Below are 24,217 nucleotides of genomic sequence, written 5' to 3'. Positions count from 1 at the left end.
CTCACTGTATCCACCGCTAAAAAGGGACTCGGTCGCGGAATCGGCGGGCGACACCGCGCGTCGGCACGGAGCCTGGCCGGGAACCCGCCGCTCAGAACCCGTACAGTTCCTTCGGGCGCTCGTAGGCGACGTGGTCGACCAGGTCCTCGGCCACGTCGAGGGGCATCTGCCCGCGCTCGACCTTCCTGCCGACGACGTTGGCCAGGGTGCGGCGGAACATCTCGAACCGGGAGTCAAAGGACAGGAGCTTCCGCGAGTCGCTGACCATCCCGGCGTGGTTGGCCAGGAGATCGACGCTCCCGACGTAGTCGAGCTGGTGGTCCATCCCGAACGGGCTGTCGTTGAACCACCAGGCCGGGCCGACGCTGACGTTCGAGTACGCCCGCGCGAGCGTCGTCAGCGTCGGGTAGTGGCTCGGGTCGACGCAGTAGAGGATGATCTCCCCTTCCCCGTCGAAGCGGTCGAGGTAGTAGTCCAGCCCGTCGGCGATCTCGATGTCGCCCGTCGACACGTCGCCGCCCGCCGCGGCGCCGAGCTCGTCGTACAACTCCTCGCGGTAGTCCCGCAGCGCGCCGATGTGCAGTTGCGTGACCCAGCCGGCCCCGGCGTTCAGTTCCCCGATGAATTCGAGGAGGTACGCCTGGAAGTCCCCGATCTCTCGCTCGGACAGCGACTCCCCGGCGCGGCGCTTTGCGTAGACCTCTGCGGCGCGAGCCTCGCTGACCGGCCGCGAGACGGGTTCGAGGATGCCGAGGTCGCTGGCCGCGCAGCCGTGGTCGTCGAAGTACTCGTGGGTGGCCGCCAGCGCGTCGAGATACCCCGCGAAGTCGTCGGTGTCGTGCTCGGTGGCGTCGGCCAGGTCGTCGGCGAAGTCGACGAATCCTGACTTCTGGATGTTCACGGCGGGGTCCGCGCGCCAGGTGGGGCGGACGTCGACGCCCTCGACCTCGTCGACCGCCCGCTCGTGGTACTCCAGTTGCGACGTGGGGTTGTCCGTCGTCGCCAGCACTTCGACGTTCATCTCCCGCAGGAGTTCCTGCGGGCGCATGTCGTCGCTTTCGAGCTGGGATCTGGTCTCCGCCCAGATCTCGTCGGCCGTCTCCGCGGAGACCGGCTGGTCGATGCCGAACCGGCGTTTCAGATCGAGGTGGAGCCACTCGTAGACGGGGTTGCCCGCCATCTCCGGGACGACCTCGGCGAAGGCCGTCCACTTCTCGCGGTTGGCGGCGTCGCCGGTGATCAGCTCCTCGTCGACGCCGCGCTTGCGCATCATCGACCAGACGTAGTGGTCGGTCGCGCCCTGGACCTCCCAGATGTCCGCCCAGCCGTCGTTCTCGACGATCTCCGCGATGTCGGCGTGGTTGTGCGGGTCGAGGATCGGGCGGTCCTCGATGGTCTCGTAGAGGTCGCGGGCGGCCTCCGTTTCGAGCAAGTAGTCGTCGTCGAGGAAGCTCATGTCGTTCGGACCCAGCGCCGATTCGCTCATAAAGGTAGCTGTCCGACTCCGTGGCGTGTTCGGTCGGTCGTTGCCGGCCCCCGCGCCGGAGTTAACACGCAGTGGACTGAAGCTGTGGACATGGCAACTAGCGTTCCCGAAGCGAGGTCCTCCCCGTGGATATCCACCGGGCTCGGCGTCGCGATCGGGACGGGAGTTCTCCTCCTCTTTCTTCTCGCGGGTCTCATCCTCGAATCGTGGAGCGTCAGTGACTTCCTCTCGAACCTCACCCTCGAAACGGCGGGCTGGTTCCTGCTCTCCAGCGGCATGGCTGTCGCGACTATCGCCGCGCCGATCGCTCTCTACGCCCACCTCCGAGTCGTCGCCCCGCTCGTCCTTCTCGGGCTGATCGTCGTGATCTGGCTCGCTATCGGGGTCTCGACGGGAATTATCGAGGCGGGAGCGATATTCGGCCTGAGTCTCTACGCCATCGGACTCTCGCCGCTGTACGCCGTCCTCTATTTCGTCTTCGGCAGTGCGGAGTATTACGTCCGCGAACGGTGGCGGACGTAGACTGGGTAGCCGGTGTCGTACTGTCGCTATCTGTACCGGCCATCCACGTCCCACAGGCCCCGTCCCTCGCGGACGGGCTTCCCTAGTCGCTGCGTTCTCCGTCGAAAACCCCGTCCGCGAAAGGATGGCGTCACCTATTTACTGCGATCCGCCGTTGCTCCGAGCATGAGCGACAGAGAGCCCGAGGACCTGAACTTCGGGTGCCAGGTCGTGACGTACGGCGACGTGCAGGGAACCGTCGAGGACGCGGTCCGCGCGGAGGAGGCGGGCTTCGACATCATCACCGTCCCGGACCACCTCTTTCACCCCACGGGCTCCGAGGAGTTCCTCGTCGACCCGCCGTGGGAGGCCTTTACCGTCCTCGGGGCCATCGCCCAGCACACCGACGAGGCGATGCTGATGCCCGGCGTCACCGACTCGGTGCGGCGCCACCCGACCGAACTCGCCCACATCGGCGTGACGCTGGACCAGATGACCGACGGGCGGTTCGGCCTGGGCATCGGCGCCGGCGAGGCGTTCAACTTCACGCCCATCGAGGACATCGACTGGTCGGACCCGTTCGGCCGGTTCTCGGAGGCGTTCAAGGTGATCGACCGGCTGTGGGACTCGACCGCCGACGACCCCGTCGACTTCGACGGCGAGTTCTACCAGCTGGAGGCCGCACACATGGGGCTCAAGCCCGTGCAAGAGCCCCGGCCGCCGATGTGGGTCGGCGGGTACGGGCCGAGTATGCGCGGGTTTACCGGCGCGCTCGGCGACGGGTGGTTCCCGTGGATCCACGCGCCCGAGCAGTACGAGGAAGACCTCCAGCGGGTCCTCGACGTGGCCGAGGACCGCGGCCGCGACCCCGACGACATCGACCGCGCGGTCATGATCCCGACCACGGTGTCGGAGGACGGCGACGCGGCCCGCGAGGCGGCCGTCGAGCGCAACCGGACGAGCCTGGCGCTTCGGCCGCCGCTTTTGGCGAAGATGGGCTACGAGGACATCGCCGACGAGACGCCGATCATGTTCGAGATGGCCTTCGACGAGGAACAGGAGGAGCGGCTCCTGAACGCGGCCGAGCGGATCCCCGACGAGGCCGTCGACGCGGTGACCGTCTCCGGGACGCCCGAGGAGGCCATCGCGGATCTGGAACGCTGGGTCGAGGCGGGGCTGGACAACGTCGTCCTCATCCCGGTCGGGGACTACGAGGAGACCCTGACCCACTACGAGGAGACCATCATCCCCCACTTCCGCGGGGAGTAGGGAGAGCGTACCGGCGGCGATCCGGTGAGGGAGGGGGCCGGGTGCTACGAAACGGTGGCGGACACCCCGGGACGGCGGACGGTTCCGGTTCAGTCGTAGGCGTACTTCACCTCGACGACGTTGACGGTGTTGCGGAGGTCCGGCAGGATCTCCGCCTCGACCCGCTCGTCGTCCAGCCGTTCCTTGGGGCCGGAGACCGAGATGGAGCCGACCACGCGCTCGTCGACGACGACCGGGGCAGCGATAGAGCGGATCCCCTCCCGGCGCTCCTCGTCCTCGACGGCGTAGCCGCGGTCCTCGATCCGCGCGAGTTCCCGGTCCAGTCGGTCGCGGTCGGTGATCGTGTGCCGGGTCGCGCGCGGCAGACCGTAGGTGTCGACGACCTCGTCGACGTAGTCGACCGGGAGGTGTGCGAGGATGGCCTTGCCGAGGGCGGTCCAGTGCATCTCGGTGTGTTCGCCGATCGGCGCGTTGTCGTAGACCGCCTCGGTGCCCTCTGCCTGGTAGAGGATGACCCGCTTGCCGTTCTCCTCGATCCCGAGGTTGGCGACCTCGCCGGTCGACTCCGCGAGCGCGTCGATCTCCGACCTGGTCGAACGGTAGACCGTCCGACGCTGTCGAACGGCGACGCCGTCCCGCAAGAACCGGCAACTCAGGCGGTAGCCGTCGCTCCCCTGCACGACGTAGCCCACCGATTCGAGCGTCTTGAGGTGCGAGTGGGCCGTGCTCGTCGGGATGTCGAGCGCCGTCGCCACGTCGTCGATCCGCACGGTGCCCCGCTCGCGCACGACGCCGACGACCTCGAAGGCCCGCTCGACGGCCCCGATCGCGCTGTCGTCCGCACCTGGTTCGGTGATGCCCATACCCCCTCATTCGATTCGGCGGGGATAAAATCCACTGATGTTGGAACAGCACTCTCGAATTACAGTCGTATACCTGTATTCCAATATCGGGTGTTTGGTGTGTTATCGACGCTCAAACGGGGATCTCTCCGGGAGTCTCCACCGCCTATACTCGAGTTGTTTATAATCATTATTGGTGCTGGCACAGTTCCAGCGATGCTGGAGACGGCTGTGTAAAACCGTGACGTGAATTTCGAACGCCAGGCCCGTAGCGGGCGTAGCTTCCGGTTCCCGTTCCGATGACCGGAACGGATCGGGTTCCGGCGGCTACCGTAGATGGGCCCGGGCGCGGCAGAACCGCGGAGTCAGTTCTCACACGGATTATTGCAAGACACTCCGGGTTCGACCGCACGCAGTCGTGCGGTCGACCCGGTGAACGCTCGCAATAGTCCGTATCAGTCCTGGGCGACGGCTTCGACGCCGGCCTCGTCGGCGGCCTGCTCGGCGCGCATCGCTTTCAACATCCCGCGGAGGTACCCGACGGTGTAGGCCCGACCGCGGTGCTCCCAGTCGGTGTCGCCCTCCAGGTGGGGCGTGTGGTCGGGGATCATCATGCCCGAGAAGCCGACCTCGTCGAGCAGCCGGAGGAGCTCGTACTCGTCGTAGTTGCCCTCGTCGATGAAATCCTCGGAGAAGTTGGGGACGGTGCCCGACACGTCGCGGAAGTGGACGTAGAATATCTCGTCGCGCCCGCCGAAGTAGCGGATCACCTCGTCCAGCGGCTCGCCCATCTGCGACCAGCAGCCGAGGCAGAGTTCCAGCCCGTGGTGGTCGGTGTCGCGGTAGTTCATCGCCCGCTTGAAGTTCTCGAAGTTGCGGAACAGCTGGGGGATCCCGCCCAGCTCCTCCATCGGCGGGTCGCTCGGGTGGAGACACAGCTTGACGCCCGCCTCCTCCGCGACGGGCAGGATCTCGTCGAGGAAGTACTCGTAGTTGTCCCACAGTTCTTCCTCCGTGTACTCCCGGCCGTGGGTGAGTTCGTCGATGTCCGCTTCGTCGGCGTCGAAGACGGAGACCTCGGCGCCGCCGCGGGTGGTCGTCCAGCCCGTCCGCCAGACGCCCGCGGGCGCCCAGTGATAGCCGAAGATCGGGATGCCGGCTTCCCCCATGTTGCGGATCGTCCGCTTCATCTTCTCCATCTGCTCGTCGCGTTTCGGCCCGTCGAGCATGATGTCCTCGTAGAAGGAGACGGGGACGTTTTCGATGGCGTTGAGCCGCACGCCCTCCGATTCGACGCGCTCGCGGAGTTCCCGGAGGTTCTCCGCGGACCACTCGCCGTCGCCGGTCAGCGGCACCCGCTCGTCGTCGGGCATGTGTTCGTAGTCCGGCTCGTCGACCTGGTACATGTTCAGCAGGATGTCGTCGGCGCCGAGTTGCTTGATGTATCGCAGCCGTTCGGGGGCCGGGTCCATGAACTGACCCGCCCCGACCCGCATCGGCAGATCCTCGAACGAACTCGGCTCGTCGCTGTCGGTCGCCATACCCCCCGTACCGGAGGCGGCGTTATAAATCTCGTCACCCGAGTTCCGGTCCGGACCGCCGCGAGGCGTGGATTCAAGAGCCACCCGGCGCTTGCTCGGGCTATGCCACGCACTGTCGCACGCCGCGCCCGCCCGCTCGCCCGGTCGACCGACTGCCGCCGGACACCCCCCGCGCCTCTCGCGGTCGCCGGTACGGAGGCGAGCGCCTGATGGTCGAGTTCGCCGCCAACGCCGGGATCGTCGCCGACGACGGCGAGACGGTCGCCGACGGGGTCGAACGGGCCGCCGCACTCGGCGTCGACGCCGTCGAGTTCTTCGACTGGGCGGGCGCCGACCTCGACGCCGTCCGCGCCGCCGCGGACGAACACGGGGTCGAGATCGCCGGGATCCTCGCCGCCGGGGCCGGGTCGAACATCGACGACCGCGACGCGCCCGCCGCGGTCAACCCTTACGACCGCGAGACGGCCGTCGACGACATCGAACGGTCGCTCGACGCCGCCGCCGAAGTGGGGGCCGACTGTCTGATCGTCACCGTCGGCCCCGACCAGGGCGGGTTCGCCCACGACACCCAGCGCCGGGCGCTCGAACGCGTCCTCGCGGACGTGGCGCCAGCCGCCGAGGACGCCGGCGTCACCGTCGTGATCGAGCCGCTCAACACCGTCGTCGACCACCCCGGCTACTTCCTCGAATCCTCGCGCGAGGCGTTCGACATCACTCGCTCGGTGGGGAGCGACCGCGTGCAAGTCCTGTTCGACGCCTACCACCAGCAGATCACCGAGGGCGACGTGATCCGGAACCTCACGGAGAACGTCGACCAGGTGGGCCACGTTCACGTCGCGGACAACCCGGGGCGGACCGAACCGGGGAGCGGCGAGATGGCTTACGGCAACATCTTCGACGCGCTGGACGAGGCAGGCTACGGGGGCTACGTCGGGCTGGAGTTCTTCGCGACCAGCGAGGCGACCACCCTGACCGAGGGGATCCGCGGGACGCTGGAGCTGGACTGACCGATGTCGGGACGGGAATCCGCTCCGGACTCGGACTCGAATCCGGGCCCGGACCACGACGACCGGCTGTGGTACGACGCGCCGGCGGCCGAGTGGGTCGAGGCGCTCCCGGTCGGCAACGGCCGCCTCGGCGGGATGGTCCACGGGCGCCCGGCCCGCGAACGCGTGGCGCTGAACGACGACCGGCTGTGGGCCGGTCACCACGCCGACCGCACGCCCGACGGTGGCCCCGACGACCTCGACGCCGTGCGCGAGTGCCTCTGGGACGGCGAGTTCGAGCGCGCCCAGCGCCTGTGCAACGAGTTCTTCGTCACCGACACCACCGGCGTTCAGCCGTACCAGCCGCTGGGCGACCTCCTGCTCGACTGTCCGGGCCACGACGACCCCGCCGAGTACCGGCGGAATCTGGACCTCCGTGAGGGGGTCTCCCGCGTGGAGTACACCGCCGACGGGACGCGCTTCGAGCGCGAGTGCTTCGCGAGCGCGCCCGACGGCGTGCTCGCGGTTCGGATCGAGGCCGACGAACCCGGTGCAGTCGACGCGCGGGTCCGGCTGGACCGCGACCGCTCGGCCCGCGCGACGGGCGTCGACGACACCGTCGTCCTCCGGGGACAGGTGATCGACCTGCCGGGGGACGACGAGGCAGTGGAACCCGGCGGCTGGGGACAGAGATTCGAGGCCCGGACGCGGGTCCGCGCCGAGGGCGGTACCGTCGCGGCGGCCGCCGACGAGGAGGCGCCGTCGATCGACGACTGCGATCCGGAGTCCGACGCCGACGGCGACGGGATAGTCGTCGCGGGCGCCGACGCGGTGACGGTGCTCGTCGCGGCCGGGGTCGCGCCCCCGGAGGGCGACCCCCGCGACGAGTGCCAGGAGACGCTCGCCGCGGTCGCCGGGGACGACTACGCCGCGCTCCGCGAGCGCCACGTCGCCGACCACCGCGAGCGCATGGACCGGGTCGACCTCGACCTGGGCGCGCCGGTCGACGCGCCGACCGACGAGCGACTCGACCGCGTGCGCGACGGCGAGCGCGACACGCATCTCACACAGCTGTACTTCCAGTACGGGCGGTATCTCCTGCTGGGGTCCTCCCGGCCCGGGACGCTCCCCGCCAACCTCCAGGGGATCTGGAACGAGGAGTACCGCCCGCCGTGGGACTCGGATTTCACCCTGGACGTGAACCTGGAGATGAACTACTGGCACGCCGAAGTGGCGAACCTCCGGGAGTGCGCCGACGCGCTCGTCGAGTTCGTCGACGGCTTCCGCGAGCCCGGCCGGGAGACGGCCACCGAGCGCTACGGCTGCGAGGGCTTTTGCGCCCACCTCCACAGCGACCGCTGGCACACCACGAGTCAGACCGCCGACGCCCACTGGGGCCACTGGCCGATGGGCGCCGCCTGGCTCTGTCAGAACCTGTGGGAACGGTACGCCTTCTCCGGCGACCGCGCCGACCTCGAACGGATCTACCCGATCCTCCGGGAGGCCGCCGAGTTCCTGGTGGACTACCTCGTCGAGCACCCCGAAGAGGACTGGCTCGTCACCGCTCCCTCGGCCTCGCCGGAGAACCAGTACCGGACCGATGACGGCCAGGAGGCGACCACCTGCGTGATGCCGACGATGGACGTACAGCTCACCCGCGACCTGTTCGGCCACTGCATCGAGGCCGCCGACGCGCTCGACCGGGACGCGGAGTTCGCCGCCGAACTGGCCGAGGCCCTCGACCGGCTCCCGCCGATGGGGGCCGGCGAACACGGCGGACTGCGGGAGTGGCTCCACGACTACGAGGAGGTGAACCCCGGCCACCGCCACGTCTCGCATCTGTTCGGCTACTACCCGGCGGACGTGCTGCACGGCGGCGATGGCGGGGCTACCGCCGACGGCCGCCCGGGGAGCGCCGACCTCGCGCTCGACCGCGCGGAGTTCGACGAGGCGGTCCGCGCGTCGCTGGAGCGGCGACTCGACCACGGCGGCGGCCACACGGGCTGGTCCTGCGCCTGGACGATCGCGCTGTTCGCCCGCCTCGGCGACGGCGCCGGCGTCGGCGAGCACGTCCGGAAACTCCTCGCCGACTCGACGTACGACTCCCTGCTGGACGCCCATCCGCCCTTCCAGATCGACGGGAATTTCGGCGGGACCGCGGGGATCGCGGAGGCGCTGGTGCAGAGCCATGACGGAGCGATCCGGCTGCTCCCGGCACTCCCCGACGCGTGGAACGACGGGTCGGTCTCGGGACTCCGCGCCCGCGGGGGGTTCGAGGTCGACATGGCCTGGAGCGACGGGGCGCTCGACGCGGCCACGGTCCGCGCCGAGCGGGACGGGATCTGTCGGGTCGAGGCCTCCGACCGAATCGAGGCCGTCGAGACTGCCGACGGCCGGCCGGTCGACCTCTCGCGGCCGGACGGAACCGACCGATCGCGGGCGGAGGAGTTCGTCGAGTTCCGGGCGTCGGCCGGCGAGTCGTACGACATCGTGGTCGGCGAGGACTGACCCGGAAAGGTCGCTCTCGCAGGCGCACGCGCCGGCGCGCGAAGCGGCCCCGCTCTCCGCGACCCCAGTTCTTAACCGTGGGCGTGAGAACCGTCAGTCGATGGCACCAGACGCGACACACGCGGAGCAGCCGATAGACCGTGATAACCTCGATATCGCCTACATCGGCGGCGGGAGCCGCCAGTGGGCGCCGAACCTCATCCAGGACCTGGCGCTGTCGGAGTTCGACGGCCACGTGCGCCTCTACGACACCAACCAGGAGGCCGCCGAGACCAACGCCGAGTTCGGCAACTGGGTCCAGGACGACCCCGACGCCACCGCCGAGTGGTCCTACGAGGCCGTCGGCTCCCTGGAGGACGCGCTGGCGGGCGCCGACGCGGTCATCCTCTCGACGCAGTACGACCCCCGCGACACGTTCGTCCACGACCTGCGGATCCCCAAGGAGTACGGTATCTACGGGGCGGTCGCCGCCACCATCGGCCCGGGCGGCATCTTCCGGGCGATGCGGACGATCCCCGTGTTCCGGCGGTTCGCCGCCGCGATCCGCGAGCACTGCCCGGACGCCTGGGTGTTCAACTACACCAACCCCGTCCACTTCGTGACGCGGGCGCTGTACGACGAGTACCCCGACATCAACGCGCTGGGGCTCTGCCACGAGGTGCTGGGCACGCGGTGGCACCTCGCGATGCTCGCCGAGGAGGAACTGGGGATGGACGCCGAGCGCGCCGACATCGAGGTGAACGTCAAGGGGATCAACCACTTCACGTGGGTCGACGAGGCCCGCTGCAACGGCGTCGACCTGTGGCCGCTGCTGGAGGAACTCAAGAACGGCGAGCGCGCGAGCAAGCGCTTCACCTACGACGACCTGAAAGACGAGAGCGTCTTCACGGACAACTGGCAGGTGACCTGGGAGCTGTTCCGGCGGTTCGGCGTCCTCCCGGCCGCGGGCGACCGCCACCTCATCGAGTACGCCACCTCGTTCATCGCCGACGGGCAGGACTCGCTCAACCACTGGGGGGTCCGCCGCACGGACGCCGACTACCGCGCGAAACACTGGACGCCCGCCGAGTCCAAGCAGACCACCAACGTCGAGGGGTGGATGGAGGGCGAACGCGAGTTCGAACTCGAATCCTCCGGCGAGGAGTTCCTCGACATCCTCGAAGGGCTGACCGGCGACGGTCCCTACGTCACGAACGTCAATCTGCCCAACACGGGGCAGGTGTCGGACATCGAGCAGGGGCCGGTCGTCGAGACCAACGCGGTCGTCCGGGACAACCAGGTCAAGCCGGTCAACGCCGGCGGGTTCCCGCGGCCCGTCCGCAGCATGGTCCAGGGCCACGTCGACACCATCGAGACGGTCATCGAGGCCGCCCGCAGCGGCGACGTGGACAGGGCCTTCCAGGGCTTCTCGATCGACGACCAGGTCCAGACGCTCACGCCCGACGAGTCCCGCGACCTGTTCGGCGAACTGTTCGCCGCCGAGCGCGAGTTCCTCGACGACTGGAACGTCGACGACTCCGACGTGCTCGCGAAGGCCGACACCTTCGACGCCTGAGCGGCGCGTCCAACCGTCTCCGACGCTGGACTGTCCCCACGCCCCCCGGGCCGGACCAGGCGCCTTTCACCATCAGAGTCGTCCGATCGCCGCGCGACGGTCTCCCTCATCACACGGTGTTCTCTCCGTATGACGTGTCGTTCTCTATTCGGCGAATTCTGTTCTCCGGTCGAGTGGTCGCTTCGAGCCGCCCGTTCACCCCCCGCTGTCGGACGCTCTCCCTGATCCTCCCGACGGGCCGTCCGTCACACGTCGTTCCCCGCTCGCTACGTCTCGTTCTCCGCTGGGCCCAGTCACCGGCTCTGTGCCGCCGAACTGGTCGTCCGTTGGTACAATACCGAACAGATGATTGAAAAACATAAACGGTTGAAATAAAATTTAACTCCACCACACCACACGTCGGAGGTGCGGGGGTGGAATCGTGGCACGGGGTGGCAACACACACTTCGGTTGACCACAGCGGGAAACACTCCGATCGGCACAGCCCCGCGGTTTGAGGGCCGATGGCGCATTCCCACTTCGCCTCTGGGACCCCGCCGACTCTCACGGTCGACGGCCCGTGGCGGGAATGGTTAATTCTAAAATATGTTAACTGGTTATGTAGTATTTTAATGTTGGTTGTAATTGCTAATGTTTATTTACTTGCCGGGTGTCGGAACGGGTGCGGCAGTGGTAACATGGTACGCGATACTGACGACAGCGGCAGTGGCGAATCGACATCCGACGGATCGGCGAACTTCGACCGGCGGGCGTTCATGAAGGCGGCGGGCGCCGCGGCGGCGACAGGACTCGGCGTGGGCGCGACGGCGAGCCCGGCCGCCGCCGACATCACGTCGAACCAGACCGGCAACGACGGGGGATACTTCTACTCGTTCTGGACCAACGCCGAGGGGACGGTGACGATGAACCTCGGGGATGGCGGCAACTACAGCGTCGACTGGTCGGACACGGGTAACTTCGTCTGCGGCAAGGGCTGGGAGACCGGCGCGGCCCGGACCGTCGACTACACGGCCAACTACAGCCCTTCGGGCAACTCCTACCTGTGTCTGTACGGGTGGACGACCGACCCGCTCGTCGAGTACTACATCATCGAGAACCACGGCAGCTACCGTCCCGAACACGACTACAAGGGGACCGTCAACAGCGACGGCGGCACGTACGACATCTACGAGTCGCTGCGGGAGAACAAACCCTCGATCGAGGGGGAGGCGACGTTCCCGCAGTACTGGAGCGTCCGGCAGAACACCCGGTCGAGCGGGACGATCACGACGAGCAATCACTTCGACGCCTGGGAGAGCAACGGCATGAACATGGGCAGCCACGACTACCAGATCGTGGCCACCGAGGGCTACCAGTCCAGCGGCTCCTCCGAGGTCTGGGTCGGCGCCGACGGCGGTGGCGGCGGTGGCGGCGGAGGCGGAGGCGGTGGAGGCGGCGGCGGCTCGACCGGTTCGCTCCAGGACGGCACCTACAGCATCCAGAACGTCAACAGCGGCAAGGCGATGGACGTGACCGGCCAGTCGACCGACGACGGCGCCAACGTCCAGCAGTACAGCTACTGGGGCGGCGAGAACCAGCAGTGGAACGTGACCGACACCGGCAACGGGTACAAGATCGAGAACGTCAACAGCGGCAAGGTGCTCGACGTGGCGAACTCCTCCACGTCGGACGGCGCCAACGTCCAGCAGTACACGGACTACGGCAACGACAACCAGCGGTTCCACATCCACGACCAGGGCGGCGGCCAGTACCACGTCCAGCCCGTCCACAGCGAGAAGGCCGTCGAGGTCGAGGGCTCCTCGGGCAGCGACGGCGCCAACGTCCAGCAGTACAGCTGGTCCGGTAACGGCAACCAGCTCTGGACGTTCGAGTCGGTCTGACGACGCCCGTCCGTCGAACCGACCGGCCTCCGGGGCCGAACCGATCTCTGTGCCTCCCGTTTTCCGTCGAAGACGGAACCCGGAAGCCGCCGCTCAGTCCTCGCGGGGGACGCGACCCTGCTCGTCCGGGATCCCCGCGTACTCGTGGAAGTGCTCGGCGAGTCGGTCGCGCCAGACGCCCGCGTGTTCGACCTGCTCGTCGAACCGTTCGGCGACGTGGCGGTACCGCTCCTCGTCGATGTCGCCCTCCAGGGTGCGCCACTCGTCGCGCAACCGCTGGGCCTCCTCGACGCCGGCGTAGAGGTTGTCGTACAGCGTCTGTATCACCGTCCGCCCGTCGTCGAGTTCGTAGTCCCACGGGAGGTGGTGGAAGAACAGGAGCAGTTCCTTCGGACAGGACTCGGGGTCGTCGTACAGCTCGGCCAGCGCGTCGGGGTACTGCTGGGCGTAGCCGTTACCCCGCGAGTTCCGGTCTTTCCCGATGCCGTCCTCGGTGATGCCGGTGTAGCCGGGCCACTCCTCCGGGCCGGGGTCGTAGTGGTTCTCGAGGTAGGCGCTGCCGTTGTACATCATGTGCATCAGCCCGATACCACCGGTCGAGTAGTCGATGACCGCCGGCCACGTGCCGTGCATGACCTCCGTGACCGTCCCGACGACTTCGGGGTCGGTGCCGAACGTCTGTTTGACCCACTCGTCGGTGATCTCCCCGGTTTCGAGGTCGGGATCCCACGCCAGCCGGCCGTAGCCGTAGAGGTTCGCCTGCGCGAGGTAGTGACCGGTCCAGTTCTTGTCCTCGCCGGGGCCGCCGACGCCCGCCATCCCGGTCCCGGGGTCGGTGAACAGATCCTTGACTTTCTTGCCGTGGCCCTCGGGGTCGGTGTCGAACTCCAGGACCTCCTTCCACATCGGGACGTGGTAGCAGGCGTGGACGTGCTGGCCGGTGTACTCGCCGGTGATCTGGAGTTCGAGCCCCAGGTCCGTCTCGGGCATCTGCCCGAAGACGGGGGAGATCGGTTCCCGGGGCTGGAAGTCGATCGGGCCGTTCTTGACCTGGATCGTGACGTTGTCGTGGAACTCGCCGTCGAGCGGTTCGAAGGTGTCGTACTGCTGGACGGCCCGGTCCTTGTGGGACCCGTAGACGAACGCCCGCCACCAGACGCGGCCGCCGTGGGGTTCCAGCGCCTCCGCGAGGACGTTCGCGCCGTCGACGTGGTCGGCGTCGTAGTTGTACGGCCCCGGCTGGCCCTCGGAGTCGGCCTTCACGAGGAACCCGCCGAAGTCGGGGATCAGGTCGTACACCTCGTCGGCCTTCTCGGCCCACCACTCCGCGACCTCGGGGTCGTTGGGGTCGGAGGTGTCGAGGTCGCCGATCTTCTCCGGCGCGCCGAAGTTGACCGAGAGGTAGGTCTGGATGCCGTACCGCCGGAACAGCGACGCCAGGCCCGTCAGCTTCTCCAGGTACCGGGTTTCGAGGAGGCGCCCCCCCTCCAGCTCGTCCATCGCGTCGCTGGCGGACTCGCGGCCGGGGATCTGGGTGTTGACGTTGTTGAGGACGACCCCGTTGATCCCGACGGAGGCGAGCAAGCGCGCGTAGTCGCGGTAGCGCTCGCGCAGGTCCGGCAGCCGCTCGAAGTCGAAGATGGACTGACCGGCGTAACCTCGCTCCATCGACCCGCGGAACGGGTTGTCCCAGTGGTTGATCAGCCGGTCCGGGGAGGCCGGTTCCTCCTCGATATGCGCGTCTTCGACGGACTCGCGGGTCGCCATCAGGCGCAGGAGGTGGAACGTGCCGTAGACGAGTCCCCGATCGGAGGACGCCGTGACGACGAGCGTGTCGATCCCCTCCCACTCGCCGGTCGTGATCACGTACCCGCCCTCGTCGAGGTCGTCGACCCGGTCCTCGTCGACGGCCTGCGCCACCACGTCCATGTCGCCGGGCGTCCCGACGGCGAGGAAGCCGTCGACGGTGCGGGGCGGGTGCTGCCAGAGGTGCGGGTCACGCCCGAGCAGGCCGCCGAGGCCGCGTCGCAGTTCCTCGCGTACCGCGCCGAGTTCCCGCGATTCCTCGGCGACGTAGGCGTGCGAGCAGAGCCGCCGGTAGGACTCGCGGAGGTCACCCGCCGGGACTTCGTCGTACCGGAGCCAGCAGTCGTCGTACTCTTGCATACGCTACTCCGATCCGCGGGGGCCACCAAAACGGTGACGGCGCGGTATCGCTCTCGAAACCGGGCGCCCGAACGGGCCGTCCCGTCCCGGAAGCCGCGGGCCGGACCGACGACCGCGACGGCGATCGGTTCCCGTTCCCGCGGTCGTTGCCGTTCCCGGCGTCGAACTCCTCGGTCGTCTCACCGGACCGTCGGACCTGGCGGGGACGAACCCGGGCAACGGTCGGGTCAACACCGAAGGTTTTTGTCAGCCATTCCCTTTGAACGAGCCACGTGTATGTCATCTGAGAGCACATCCGGGTCGGAGACGGACGAGACGGTGGACCGGTCGGTCGGTCGGCGGACGCTGCTGGGCGCGCTCGCGGCCGCGGGACTGGCGGGCTGTCCGAGCGACGGCGGCGACAACACGGCGACCGAGGGTGGCGAGGACGGGTCGGCGGACACGTCGACGCCCGCGTCGACACCCACGGCGACGCCCGCCGACGGGAGCGACGGGACCCCCGAGGAGACCGAGACGGACAGTGACACCGACACGCCGAGCGAGCCCGACCCCGAGGTACAGCGGCGGATCCGCGAACACCGGACGAGCGAGCTGACCGTCGAGGTGACCGACGGATCCGGCAGCGCGGTCACCGATGCGGAGGTCGAGGTCGCCATGCGGGAACACGAGTTCGCGTTCGGGACGGCCGTCAACGCGGGGGCGCTGATCAACGAGTCCAGCGAGGGCGACAACTACCGGGAGTACATCCCCGAACTGTTCAACACGGCGGTCATCGAGAACCAGATGAAGTGGGCCTTCTGGGAGCGCGACCCTGACCTGGCCGACGACGCGGTGAACTGGTTGCTCGACCGGGGGCTGGACGTGCGCGGTCACGTCTGTCTCTGGGGGCGGGAGGGCGTCGGCGCCATCCCGCCGGACATCCAGACGGCCGTCGAGGAGCGCGACGGCGAGACCATCCGCGAGCGAACGATGCAGCACATCGAGGACATCATCACCCACTACGGCGACGACATCACGGAGTGGGAGGTCGTCAACGAGGCGATGCACGCCTACCAGTTCCAGCTGGGCTACTACGGCGACGACATCGACCAGGAGGAACCCTGGACGGGCGAGGTGGTCCCGTGGACCTCCGAGCTGCTCGCCGAGTGGTACAGCAAGGCCGACGAGGTCCGCGAGGAGAACGACCTGGACGTCGGGCTGGGGGTCAACGACTTCAACCAGTTCGCCTACGACTACACCGACGGGCGCTACGAGACCCAGATCGACCACATCAACGAGAACGCGACCCAGCTGGACGTGGTCGGCCTGCAGGGCCACGTCGGCGCCCGCCAGGGCGAGTTCAACACCAACTCCGACCCCGACGGGCGGGTCGACGCCGCCACCGTCGCTGCGGAGATCGACAAGTGGGCCGACCACGGTGCGTCCGTCAAGATCACCGAGTTCGACACCTACAACGGCGACGACTGGGAGGACGACGAGGAGCGCGCCGAGGTCCTGAGCAACTACCTCCGGGGCGCGTTCTCCCACCCCGGCGTGGACGGCTTCCTCATGTGGGGCTTCTGGGACGGCCGCCACTGGGAGTCCGAGGCGCCGCTGTTCTACGAGGACTGGGAGGAGAAGCCCGCCTACGACGTCTGGACCGGACTGGTCTTCGACGAGTGGTGGACCGAGGAGTCAGGGGCCGCCGACGACGAGGGGACCTTCTCGACGACCGGCTTCAAGGGGGAGTACGAGGTCACCGCCACCGTCGACGGGACCGAAGTCACCGAGACGGTCACCCTCTCCGACGGCGGTGCCACCGTCGAACTCTCCCCGGACGCCTGACCCGTCGGTACCGGCCCGTTAAATAACTCACCTGTCAGTTCTCGCGGTCCGTATCACTCCGAATGTAAATCTTTTTTACCGGAACTCCCGCTGGTAGGAGCCACGTCGATGTCAGACGATCCCAACCGCGGTTCGGACAGTGGGGTAGACCCGGCTCTCGGCCGACGGACGCTGCTCGGTGCGCTCGCCGCGACCGGACTGGCGGGGTGCCCGAGCGACGGCGGGAACACGGACACACCGGACGGCGAGGTTGGGGACGGTGGCGGCGATGCCCCCGAGACGCCCTCCGGGACGCCGGCGGCCGTCCCCGACGGGTGGCCGGAGACGCGGGACCCCTATTACGGGGCGCTCGCGAACACGCTCGGCGGGGAGATGGGGCTGCCCGCCGGGGAGTTCGTCTACGCGAACTACGAGGCGGGGGCGATGGCCGCCTTCGGCGTGGGCGCCGACGCGGCCGAAACGTCCGAGATCGAAGTGGGCGACGACCAGCCGTTCTCCTCGGCGGTCCGCGTCGAGGTCTCCGAGGAGACGGAGAACACCTGGGACGTGACGATGATCGGGACCGCGACTGACACCGCTGTCGAGAGCGGGGACGTGCTGCTCGGCGTCGCGTACCTGCGCGGACCGGAGTCGAGCGAGTCCGAACCCACGGTCCAGTTCGTCTCGAAGGATCAGGACAACCTCAGCACGAACATGGTGCAGTCGACCCCGCAGGTCCAGCCCCCCGCGGAGTGGACCCGCTACTACGTCCCGATCCAGTACGACTACGACGCCGAGGCCGGCACCTGGCGGACGGAACTGTTCCTCGGCTTCGGCCCCCAGACGGTCGATATCGGCGGCCTCGCGCTTGTCGACTTCGACGGGCAGGTCGCCGTCGACGACCTCCCGAGCGGAGCGGCCGGCGAGGGCGGGGACGGCGAGGCGGGCGGCGACTGGGAGGCCGCCGCCGACGAGCGCATCGCGGAGCACCGAACGGGCGAGCTGACCGTCGAGGTGACCGACGGGTCCGGCAGCGCGGTCGCCGACGCAGAGGTCGCGGTCGCGATGCAGGAACACGAGTTCGGCTTCGGCACCGCGGTCAGCGCCGGCTTCCTGACCGAGGAGTCCGACGAGGCCGACACCTACCGCGAGCACGTCGCGGACCTGTTCAACCTCGCGGTGCTGGGCAACCACCACAAGTGGCGCTTCTGGGAGGAGAACCGGGAGCTGTCCGACGCCGCGACCGACTGGGTCCTCGAACAGGGGCTGGACCTGCGCGGGCACGTCTGCCTGTGGTCCGACGTGTCCGCGTGGTCCGTCCCGCCCGACGTGGTGCGAGCGATGGGGGTCGAGTGGGAGGCCAACGGCGTCACGGACCCGGACCTCGACCCCGAGCACGTCCGCCGGCGGACGATGGAACACGTCCCCGAGATCATCGAGCACTACGGCGACCGGATCACCGAGTGGGAGGTCGCCAACGAGATCGTCCACAAGCCGGGGTTGATCAAGGCGGTCAACGGCGTGGCGGCGACCGACGACACCTCCCTGGAGGACGTGGACCCGGTCGAAGCCCCGGTCCTGGCCGAGTGGTACGCGACCGCCCGGGAGGCCGCCCCCGAGGGGATGCCCCTGGGCGTCAACGACTACAACACGCTCGCCGGCCCGTACGAGTCGACGCGCGACGCCTACGAGCGGCAGATCGAGTTCCTCGCCGACTCCGAGGCGGGGCTGGACTTCGCCGGCCTGCAGAGCCACTTCAACGAGTCGTCGTCGCTGTCGCCCGGGGAGGTCAAATCGGCGCTGGACCGCTACGCCGAGACGGGCGTACGTCTGCGGATCACCGAGTTCGACATGGCCGACGAGAACTGGGCCGAGGAAGACAAGGCGGTCTTCTTCCGACAGTGCCTCAAGGTCGCGTTCAGCCACCCCGCGGTCGACGACTTCCTCGTCTGGGGCATCTACAGCCCCAACCACTGGCGCGACGACGCCCCCTTCTTCGCCGAGGGGTGGGAGGAGAAGCCCGCCCTCGAGGAGTACCGCTCGCTCGTCTTCGACGAGTGGTGGACCGAGGAGTCGGGGACGACCACCGACGATGAGGGAACCTTCGCGACGACGGGGTTCAAGGGCGAGTACGAGATCGTCGCCACGGTCGACGGCCAGGAGGTCACCGAGACGGTCACGCTCTCCGACGGCGGTGCCACCGTCGAACTCTCCCCGGACGCGTGACCCGTCGAGCGCCGCTGTCGTGACCCGCGCCGGGGCCACCGAAACGTTGCGACCTCCCGCGACCCCTTTCCGACCGCGCGCCGGTCGCGGACTGCCGGATCGGCCGGGCGGGCTACCGCCCGGCTACCCCGTCGCGTCCGTCCTGAACTCGGCCGAATCGGGCCACTCGTGATATCCCGGCAACTATTTCCGGATATTCTGACAATCGGCTGTTGATTATCACCAATTATCAGTATATTTTGGCAATATTTATGGGTCATAAATCGCAGAGGTTGGCCTGCACTATGCGAGAGGATGACAGTGGCGGTCGTGGGGACGACCGCTTGCGGGTGGGGCGCCGACCGTTCCTGCAGTCGATCGGGGCGGCGGGCGCCGCGGGTGGCATCGCCAGCGTGACAGCGGACGAGGTTCGCGCGGACACGCCGGACTCGTGGGATTCGGGTGGCGACGCGTACTACTCGTCGCTCGTCGGCGACCTGCGGAACGGGCGCGGGCTCCCGCCGGCGACCTTCGAGTTCGCCGACACGGAGTCGGGCGCCTGGAACACGCTGTACGCCCAGGCGGGGTCGGACGGCCAGTACGGGACCGCCGAGTCGATCGACGTCAGCGACGACGACGTACCGTTCTCGGAGGCGCGGCGTATCGACGTGACCGACGCGCCCGACCCGGACTACCCGGTGCAGGTGCGCGGCGACCTCACCCGGGACGTTTCCTCCGGAGACGTGATGCTCGCCGTCGCGTATCTGCGCTCGTCGAGCGACAGCCCGCAGGCGGAGTTCTACGCCGTCGACAGCGGCGGGTTCGGTAACGCGTCGGTCGGGAACCAGTCGCCGACGATCGGCTCCGAGTGGGAGCGACACTACTTCCCGATCGAGTTCGGTGCCGACACGGCCGCCGACTCCGAGGACCAGAACCTGTACATCCAGTGGCAGCTCGGCTTCAAGGAACAGACCGTCGATATCGGCGGGGTGGCGCTGCTCGACTTCGGGACCAACGTCGAGTTCGATACCCTCCCGTCGGGCGTCACCAGCCCGGCGCTGGGTCCGTACTACTCGACGCTCGTCTCCGACCTCTCGGACGCGGGGTTCCCCGGCGGCGAGTTCGTCTACGCTGACACGGAGTCCGGAACCTGGGACACGTGGAACACGAACGGCGTCGGGGAGGGCAGTCCGGGGGCCGCACAGTCGCTGGACGTGAGCGACGACGGCGTCCCGTTCAGCGAAGCACAGCGGATCACGGTCGAGAGCGCCGACACGGAGAGTTACGCGGTGCAAATGCGCGGCACCGTGGGCGGCCAGTCGGTCGAGGCGGGCGACACGTTCCTGGGAGTCGTCTACTTCAGGGCTCCCGAGGGAGACGTCGAAGTCGAGTACCGCGCCCGGGTCAGCGACCCTTACAGCAACGAGGTAAACGACAACAGTAAGCCGTCGATCGGATCGGAGTGGCAGCGCCAGTACGTCCCGATAGAGTATCAGAACGCTGCCGACGCCGGCAACTGGTGGATCGAACTCAACTTCGGATACGGGGAGCAGACGGTCGACGTGGGCGGGATCGCGCTCGTCGACTTCGGCCAGGACGTGGACGTGGCTAACCTGCCGTCCGGTGTCCCGTCGGGCGGCGGTGACGACGGGAACGGCGGCGACGACGGCGGGCCGTCCGAGTGGCCCTCGCCGAGCGACCCGTACTACTCGTGGCTGGTGAACAACCTCAGCGGCGACGGCCTGCCCGCAGCGGAGTTCGTCTACGACAACACCGAGTCGGGGACGAGCAGCGCCCACTGGACCGACGCCGGCGGTAACGGCACCATCTCCAGCCTCGACGTCAGCGGCGAGACCGTGCCGTTCTCGCAGGCGCGGCGGTTCGAGATCACCTCGACGCCGGACAACAACTACGCGGTCCAGATGCGGACGGGGCTGAACAGCGCCGACTACCGGAACGTCGCCGCCGGCGACGTGCTGTTGGGGGTGGCGTATATGCGCGCCCCCGACGGCGAGGGGACCGTCCAGTTCAACGTCCAGAACGACAACACCGAGGCGTTCTCGGAGACCACCGGGACCAACCAGGTCACCGTCGGCTCGTCGTGGCAGCGGTACTACTTCCCGGTCGAGATCGGGGCCGACGCGGAGGCCGGATCCTGGTGGTCGGAGTTCTGGCTCGGGTTCGAGCAACAGACCGTCGATATCGGCGGGTTCGCCCTGCTGGACTTCGGCGGCGGTGCAAACGCCGGGAACCTACCGAGCGGAGCCGCCAGCGACGACGACCTCTACTACGGCGACGTGTACACGGACGTGATGGGGATGGACCTCCCGGCTCCCGAGTTCCGGATCGCTGACTCGGAGACGGCGACCATCGAGTCGGGCTCGATGATAATCGAGAACGCCAACGGGTCGCTCTCCTCGCCGTCGCTGGGCGACGTGCCGTTCGCAGAGGCGAGGCGGTTCGAGGTCACGAGCGAGCCGAGCAACGCCTGGGACGTGCAGTTCAGGGCCAATATTCCAGATTCGATCGCGTCGGGCGACGCGATGCTCGCCGTGGCGTACCTCCGTTCACCCTCGGAGGAGCCGCAAGCGTCGTTCTACGCGGTCGACGCCGGCGACTTCGCCAACGACGCGGCCGGAAACACCAGTCCGACCATCGGCTCGGAGTGGGAACGCCACTACTTCCCGGTCCAGTTCAGCGACGACACGGACGCCGGCAACGCGTACGTCCAGCTGCGGCTCGGGTTCGAGGGACAGACCGTCGAGGTGGGCGGGTTCGCGCTGCTCGACTTCGACGGCGCGGCCGACGTGAACAGCCTCCCCAGCGGCACGCTCGCGCCCGACCAGTACGACGAGTGGGAGGACGTGTCCGATCCGTACTACTCGACGCTGGTCTCCGACCTGAAAGAGCTGAACCTCGGCGCGGCCGGGCGGTTCGTCTACGCGACCAACGAGGCCGACACGTTCTCGACGTACGAACTCATGCGGCCGGGCGAGGACAGCCCCGGCAGCGCCACCCGCTCGTCGCTGGACGTGAGCGGCGCGGACGTGCCGTTCTCCGAGGCGACCCGTATCGACATCACGGAGACTCCGAACAACGCCTACGAGTTCAGTTTCAAGGGCACCGTCGGAGACAGGTCGATCGGTAGCGGCGACGTGCTGCTCGGCGTCGCGTACCTGCGAACGCCCGACGACGACGGGGAGGCGTCGATCACCTACAAGTCGACGGAGAACGGGTCGATCTCGTCCAACTACGTCACGAAGGGGCGACCGACCGTCGGCTCGTCGTGGGAGCGGTACTACTTCCCGATCGAGTTCGCCTCGGAGGGGGCGAGCGGCGAGTGGTTCACCGAGATCTGGCTGGGAAGCGAGGTCCAGACGGTCGACATCGGCGGGCTGGCGCTGATCGACTTCGCCCAGGGCGTCGCCGTCGGCGACCTGCCGGCCTGGCAGGAGTCGCCGGCAGCGGGCTGGGAGGAGGCCGCCGACCAGCGCATCCAGCAACACCGCACCGCCGAGATGACCGTGGAGGTCTACGACGAGGACGGCGACGCCGTCGAGGGCGCCGAGGTCGACGTGGCGATGCAGGACCACGAGTTCGGCTTCGGTGTCATGACCAACGCGGGCGAACTGCAGGACGCCGAGGAGGGCGACCCCTACGTCGAGAACCGCAAGGGGATGTTCAACCTCGGCGTGCTGGAGAACGCCCACAAGTGGCGCTTCTGGGAGAACGACAAGGAGGCGCCCGACGCCGCCGTCGAGTGGTTCAAGGAGCTGGGCTGGGACGTTCGCGGCCACGTCGCCCTGTGGGGCAGCGTCTCCTCGTACGCCGTCCCCAACGACGTGGTCGAGGCGATGGGCGCCCCGTGGGAGGCCCAGGGGATCGAGGCCGGCGAACCCGACCCCGACTACGTCCGCCAGCAGACGCTGAACCACGTCCGCGACATCATCGAGTACTACGGCGACGACATCGACGAGTGGGAGGTCATGAACGAGGTCATCCCGCAGCCGGGCCTGGTCAAGGCGATCAACGGCATCCAGGCGACCGACGACACGACGATGACCGACCCGCGTCCGGAGGAGGCCCAGATCATAAACGAGTGGATGGCGGAGGCCCGCGACGCCGGCTACGAGGGTCTCTCGCTGGCGATCAACGACTACAACACCATCGAGGGGCCCTACGAGAACCGCCGGGAGCGCTACCGGGCCCAGATCGAGAACATCGAGGACTCAGACATCGCGGACCTGGACGCGGTCGGCCTGCAGAGCCACTTCAGTCAGAGCAGCAAGCTGCTGCCCTCGGAGGTCATGTCGGCGCTGGACAGTTACGCACAGTACGACGTGCGCCTGCGGATCACGGAGTTCGACATGTCCGACGAGACCTGGTCGGAGGAGAACAAGGCCGACTTCTTCTACCAGTTCCTCAAGACCGTCTTCAGTCACCCGGCGGTCGACGACTTCGTGGTCTGGGGGCTGATCGACACGCTGCACTGGCGCGACGACGCGCCGTTCTACGCCGAAGGGTGGGAGGAGAAACCCGCGCTCGACCGCTACCGCGACCTCGTGTTCGACCAGTGGTGGACCGAGGAGTCGGGAACCACCGACGCCTCGGGCGCCTACTCGCTGCAGGGCTTCAAGGGCGAGTACGCGGTCGACGTGAGCTACGAGGACGCGTCGGTCTCGGCGACGACCACGCTCTCGGACGGGGGGGCGACCCTGAAGGTCTCCCTCGACGGCGACTACGCCGAGGGAGGCGGGGGGAGCGACGGCGACTACAGCGGCCCGACCGCCGACGCCGGCTCGACCAAACGGGCCGAGCCGGGCGAGGAAGTGACGCTGAACGGCGGCGGGTCGACCGGGAAGGACCTCTCCTACGAGTGGTTCCAGATGTACGAGTCGACCACGGCCGACCCGGCGGTGTCGCTCACCGGAAAGGAGACGGCGAGCGCCTCGTTCACCGTCCCCGAGGTCGAGCAGACGCGCGAACTCGACTTCCGCCTGGAGGTCACCGACTCGAGGGGCAACACCGCACAGGACACCGTCGACGTGGTCGTCGAACCGACCGGCACGCCGACGCCGACCGCGACGCCGACGGAGACACCGACGGACACGCCGACCGCGACACCCACGGCGACACCGACGGACACGCCCACCGCGACACCGACAGAGACGCCGACCGCGACCCCGACGGACACGCCGACCGCGACCCCGACGGACACGCCGACCGCGACCCCGACGGACACGCCCACGGCCACGCCGACTGACACGCCGACGGACGCCGCCACGCCCACGGCGACGCCGACGGAGACGGCCACGGACGCGCCGGCCGCCGAGGGCGACGCCGGGACGGGGACGACCTCCGGCAGCGGTCCGGGGCTGGGCATCGTCTCGACGGTCGCGACACTGGGCGGACTCGCGAGCGTCGCGAAGTACCTCGCCGGCGACGAGAACGACGACGCCTGACGGCGCTCTCCCA

The 24,217-nt window shown here is 68.4% G+C and carries 13 protein-coding genes; 9 read left to right on the top strand and 4 right to left on the bottom strand.

What is annotated here, in order from left to right; all coding sequences use genetic code 11:
• Nucleotides 1-91 precede the first annotated feature (91 nt).
• Nucleotides 92-1,456 carry a glucuronate isomerase gene (gene uxaC, locus ACMGFI_RS16165; protein WP_436910926.1) on the bottom strand — a complete coding sequence of 455 codons (1,365 nt, stop codon included), beginning with the start codon at nt 1,454-1,456 and terminating at the stop codon, nt 92-94.
• A 120-nt stretch (nt 1,457-1,576) separates the two neighbouring features.
• Between uxaC and ACMGFI_RS16160 the strand changes: the two genes are divergently transcribed.
• Together ACMGFI_RS16160 and ACMGFI_RS16155 are read left to right on the top strand one after the other, a co-directional pair.
• Nucleotides 1,577-2,008, top strand: a complete 432-nt coding sequence (locus tag ACMGFI_RS16160) for a hypothetical protein (RefSeq protein WP_436910866.1) — start codon at nt 1,577-1,579, stop codon at nt 2,006-2,008.
• 165 nt (nt 2,009-2,173) lie between these two features.
• Nucleotides 2,174-3,256 carry an LLM class flavin-dependent oxidoreductase gene (locus tag ACMGFI_RS16155; protein ID WP_436910865.1) on the top strand — a complete coding sequence of 361 codons (1,083 nt, stop codon included), beginning with the start codon at nt 2,174-2,176 and terminating at the stop codon, nt 3,254-3,256.
• 89 nt (nt 3,257-3,345) lie between these two features.
• Here the strand turns inward: ACMGFI_RS16155 and ACMGFI_RS16150 are convergent, their stop codons facing one another.
• Together ACMGFI_RS16150 and ACMGFI_RS16145 are read right to left on the bottom strand one after the other, a co-directional pair.
• On the bottom strand, nt 3,346-4,119 hold the full coding sequence (locus ACMGFI_RS16150) for an IclR family transcriptional regulator (protein WP_436910864.1): 774 nt from the start codon (nt 4,117-4,119) through the stop codon (nt 3,346-3,348).
• Between the two features lie 434 nt (nt 4,120-4,553).
• On the bottom strand, nt 4,554-5,639 hold the full coding sequence (locus ACMGFI_RS16145; protein ID WP_436910863.1) for a mannonate dehydratase: 1,086 nt from the start codon (nt 5,637-5,639) through the stop codon (nt 4,554-4,556).
• A 209-nt stretch (nt 5,640-5,848) separates the two neighbouring features.
• Between ACMGFI_RS16145 and ACMGFI_RS16140 the strand changes: the two genes are divergently transcribed.
• From ACMGFI_RS16140 to ACMGFI_RS16125, 4 genes are all read left to right on the top strand, one after another.
• Nucleotides 5,849-6,646 (top strand): TIM barrel protein, encoded by a 798-nt coding sequence (locus ACMGFI_RS16140; RefSeq protein WP_436910862.1) that lies wholly within the window; start codon nt 5,849-5,851, stop codon nt 6,644-6,646.
• 3 nt (nt 6,647-6,649) lie between these two features.
• Entirely contained in the window at nt 6,650-9,133 is a 2,484-nt protein-coding gene (locus tag ACMGFI_RS16135) for a glycoside hydrolase family 95 protein (protein WP_436910861.1), read from the top strand.
• Between the two features lie 100 nt (nt 9,134-9,233).
• The gene (locus ACMGFI_RS16130; RefSeq protein WP_436910860.1) at nt 9,234-10,688 is read left to right on the top strand and encodes a family 4 glycosyl hydrolase; all 1,455 of its coding nucleotides are present in this window, start codon (nt 9,234-9,236) and stop codon (nt 10,686-10,688) included.
• A 677-nt stretch (nt 10,689-11,365) separates the two neighbouring features.
• A complete protein-coding gene (locus ACMGFI_RS16125; protein ID WP_436910859.1) occupies nt 11,366-12,568 on the top strand; it encodes a glycoside hydrolase family 11 protein in 1,203 nt (400 codons plus the stop codon).
• A gap of 93 nt (nt 12,569-12,661) precedes the next feature.
• Here ACMGFI_RS16125 and ACMGFI_RS16120 read toward each other — a convergent pair whose 3' ends face one another.
• On the bottom strand, nt 12,662-14,734 hold the full coding sequence (locus tag ACMGFI_RS16120; protein ID WP_436910858.1) for an alpha-glucuronidase family glycosyl hydrolase: 2,073 nt from the start codon (nt 14,732-14,734) through the stop codon (nt 12,662-12,664).
• A gap of 276 nt (nt 14,735-15,010) precedes the next feature.
• On the opposite strand from ACMGFI_RS16120, the gene ACMGFI_RS16115 reads away from it, so the two are divergent.
• The 3 genes from ACMGFI_RS16115 to ACMGFI_RS16105 all read left to right on the top strand — a co-directional run bounded on the left by ACMGFI_RS16115 (nt 15,011) and on the right by ACMGFI_RS16105 (nt 24,204).
• A complete protein-coding gene (locus tag ACMGFI_RS16115; RefSeq protein WP_436910857.1) occupies nt 15,011-16,558 on the top strand; it encodes an endo-1,4-beta-xylanase in 1,548 nt (515 codons plus the stop codon).
• Nucleotides 16,559-16,666: 108 nt separating this feature from the next.
• The gene (locus tag ACMGFI_RS16110; RefSeq protein WP_436910856.1) at nt 16,667-18,763 is read left to right on the top strand and encodes an endo-1,4-beta-xylanase; all 2,097 of its coding nucleotides are present in this window, start codon (nt 16,667-16,669) and stop codon (nt 18,761-18,763) included.
• 284 nt (nt 18,764-19,047) lie between these two features.
• Nucleotides 19,048-24,204 (top strand): endo-1,4-beta-xylanase, encoded by a 5,157-nt coding sequence (locus tag ACMGFI_RS16105; RefSeq protein WP_436910855.1) that lies wholly within the window; start codon nt 19,048-19,050, stop codon nt 24,202-24,204.
• Nucleotides 24,205-24,217: the final 13 nt, after the last annotated feature.

It is taken from the genome of Halosimplex marinum (assembly GCF_051414075.1).
GTDB classification, from domain to species: Archaea; Halobacteriota; Halobacteria; order Halobacteriales; family Haloarculaceae; genus Halosimplex; species Halosimplex marinum.
Note: the sequence above shows the minus strand (reverse complement) of the source record. Positions and strands in the feature narration are given on the sequence as shown.

Excerpts from the sequence above, each read along its gene's own strand:
- uxaC (WP_436910926.1), bottom strand. The coding sequence starts at position 1,456 with ATGAGCTTCCTCGACGACGACTACTTGCTCGAAACGGAGGCCGCCCGC.
- ACMGFI_RS16160 (WP_436910866.1), top strand. The coding sequence starts at position 1,577 with ATGGCAACTAGCGTTCCCGAAGCGAGGTCCTCCCCGTGGATATCCACC.
- ACMGFI_RS16155 (WP_436910865.1), top strand. The coding sequence starts at position 2,174 with ATGAGCGACAGAGAGCCCGAGGACCTGAACTTCGGGTGCCAGGTCGTG.
- ACMGFI_RS16150 (WP_436910864.1), bottom strand. The coding sequence starts at position 4,119 with ATGGGCATCACCGAACCAGGTGCGGACGACAGCGCGATCGGGGCCGTC.
- ACMGFI_RS16145 (WP_436910863.1), bottom strand. The coding sequence starts at position 5,639 with ATGGCGACCGACAGCGACGAGCCGAGTTCGTTCGAGGATCTGCCGATG.
- ACMGFI_RS16140 (WP_436910862.1), top strand. The coding sequence starts at position 5,849 with ATGGTCGAGTTCGCCGCCAACGCCGGGATCGTCGCCGACGACGGCGAG.
- ACMGFI_RS16135 (WP_436910861.1), top strand. The coding sequence starts at position 6,650 with ATGTCGGGACGGGAATCCGCTCCGGACTCGGACTCGAATCCGGGCCCG.
- ACMGFI_RS16130 (WP_436910860.1), top strand. The coding sequence starts at position 9,234 with ATGGCACCAGACGCGACACACGCGGAGCAGCCGATAGACCGTGATAAC.
- ACMGFI_RS16125 (WP_436910859.1), top strand. The coding sequence starts at position 11,366 with ATGGTACGCGATACTGACGACAGCGGCAGTGGCGAATCGACATCCGAC.
- ACMGFI_RS16120 (WP_436910858.1), bottom strand. The coding sequence starts at position 14,734 with ATGCAAGAGTACGACGACTGCTGGCTCCGGTACGACGAAGTCCCGGCG.
- ACMGFI_RS16115 (WP_436910857.1), top strand. The coding sequence starts at position 15,011 with ATGTCATCTGAGAGCACATCCGGGTCGGAGACGGACGAGACGGTGGAC.
- ACMGFI_RS16110 (WP_436910856.1), top strand. The coding sequence starts at position 16,667 with ATGTCAGACGATCCCAACCGCGGTTCGGACAGTGGGGTAGACCCGGCT.
- ACMGFI_RS16105 (WP_436910855.1), top strand. The coding sequence starts at position 19,048 with ATGCGAGAGGATGACAGTGGCGGTCGTGGGGACGACCGCTTGCGGGTG.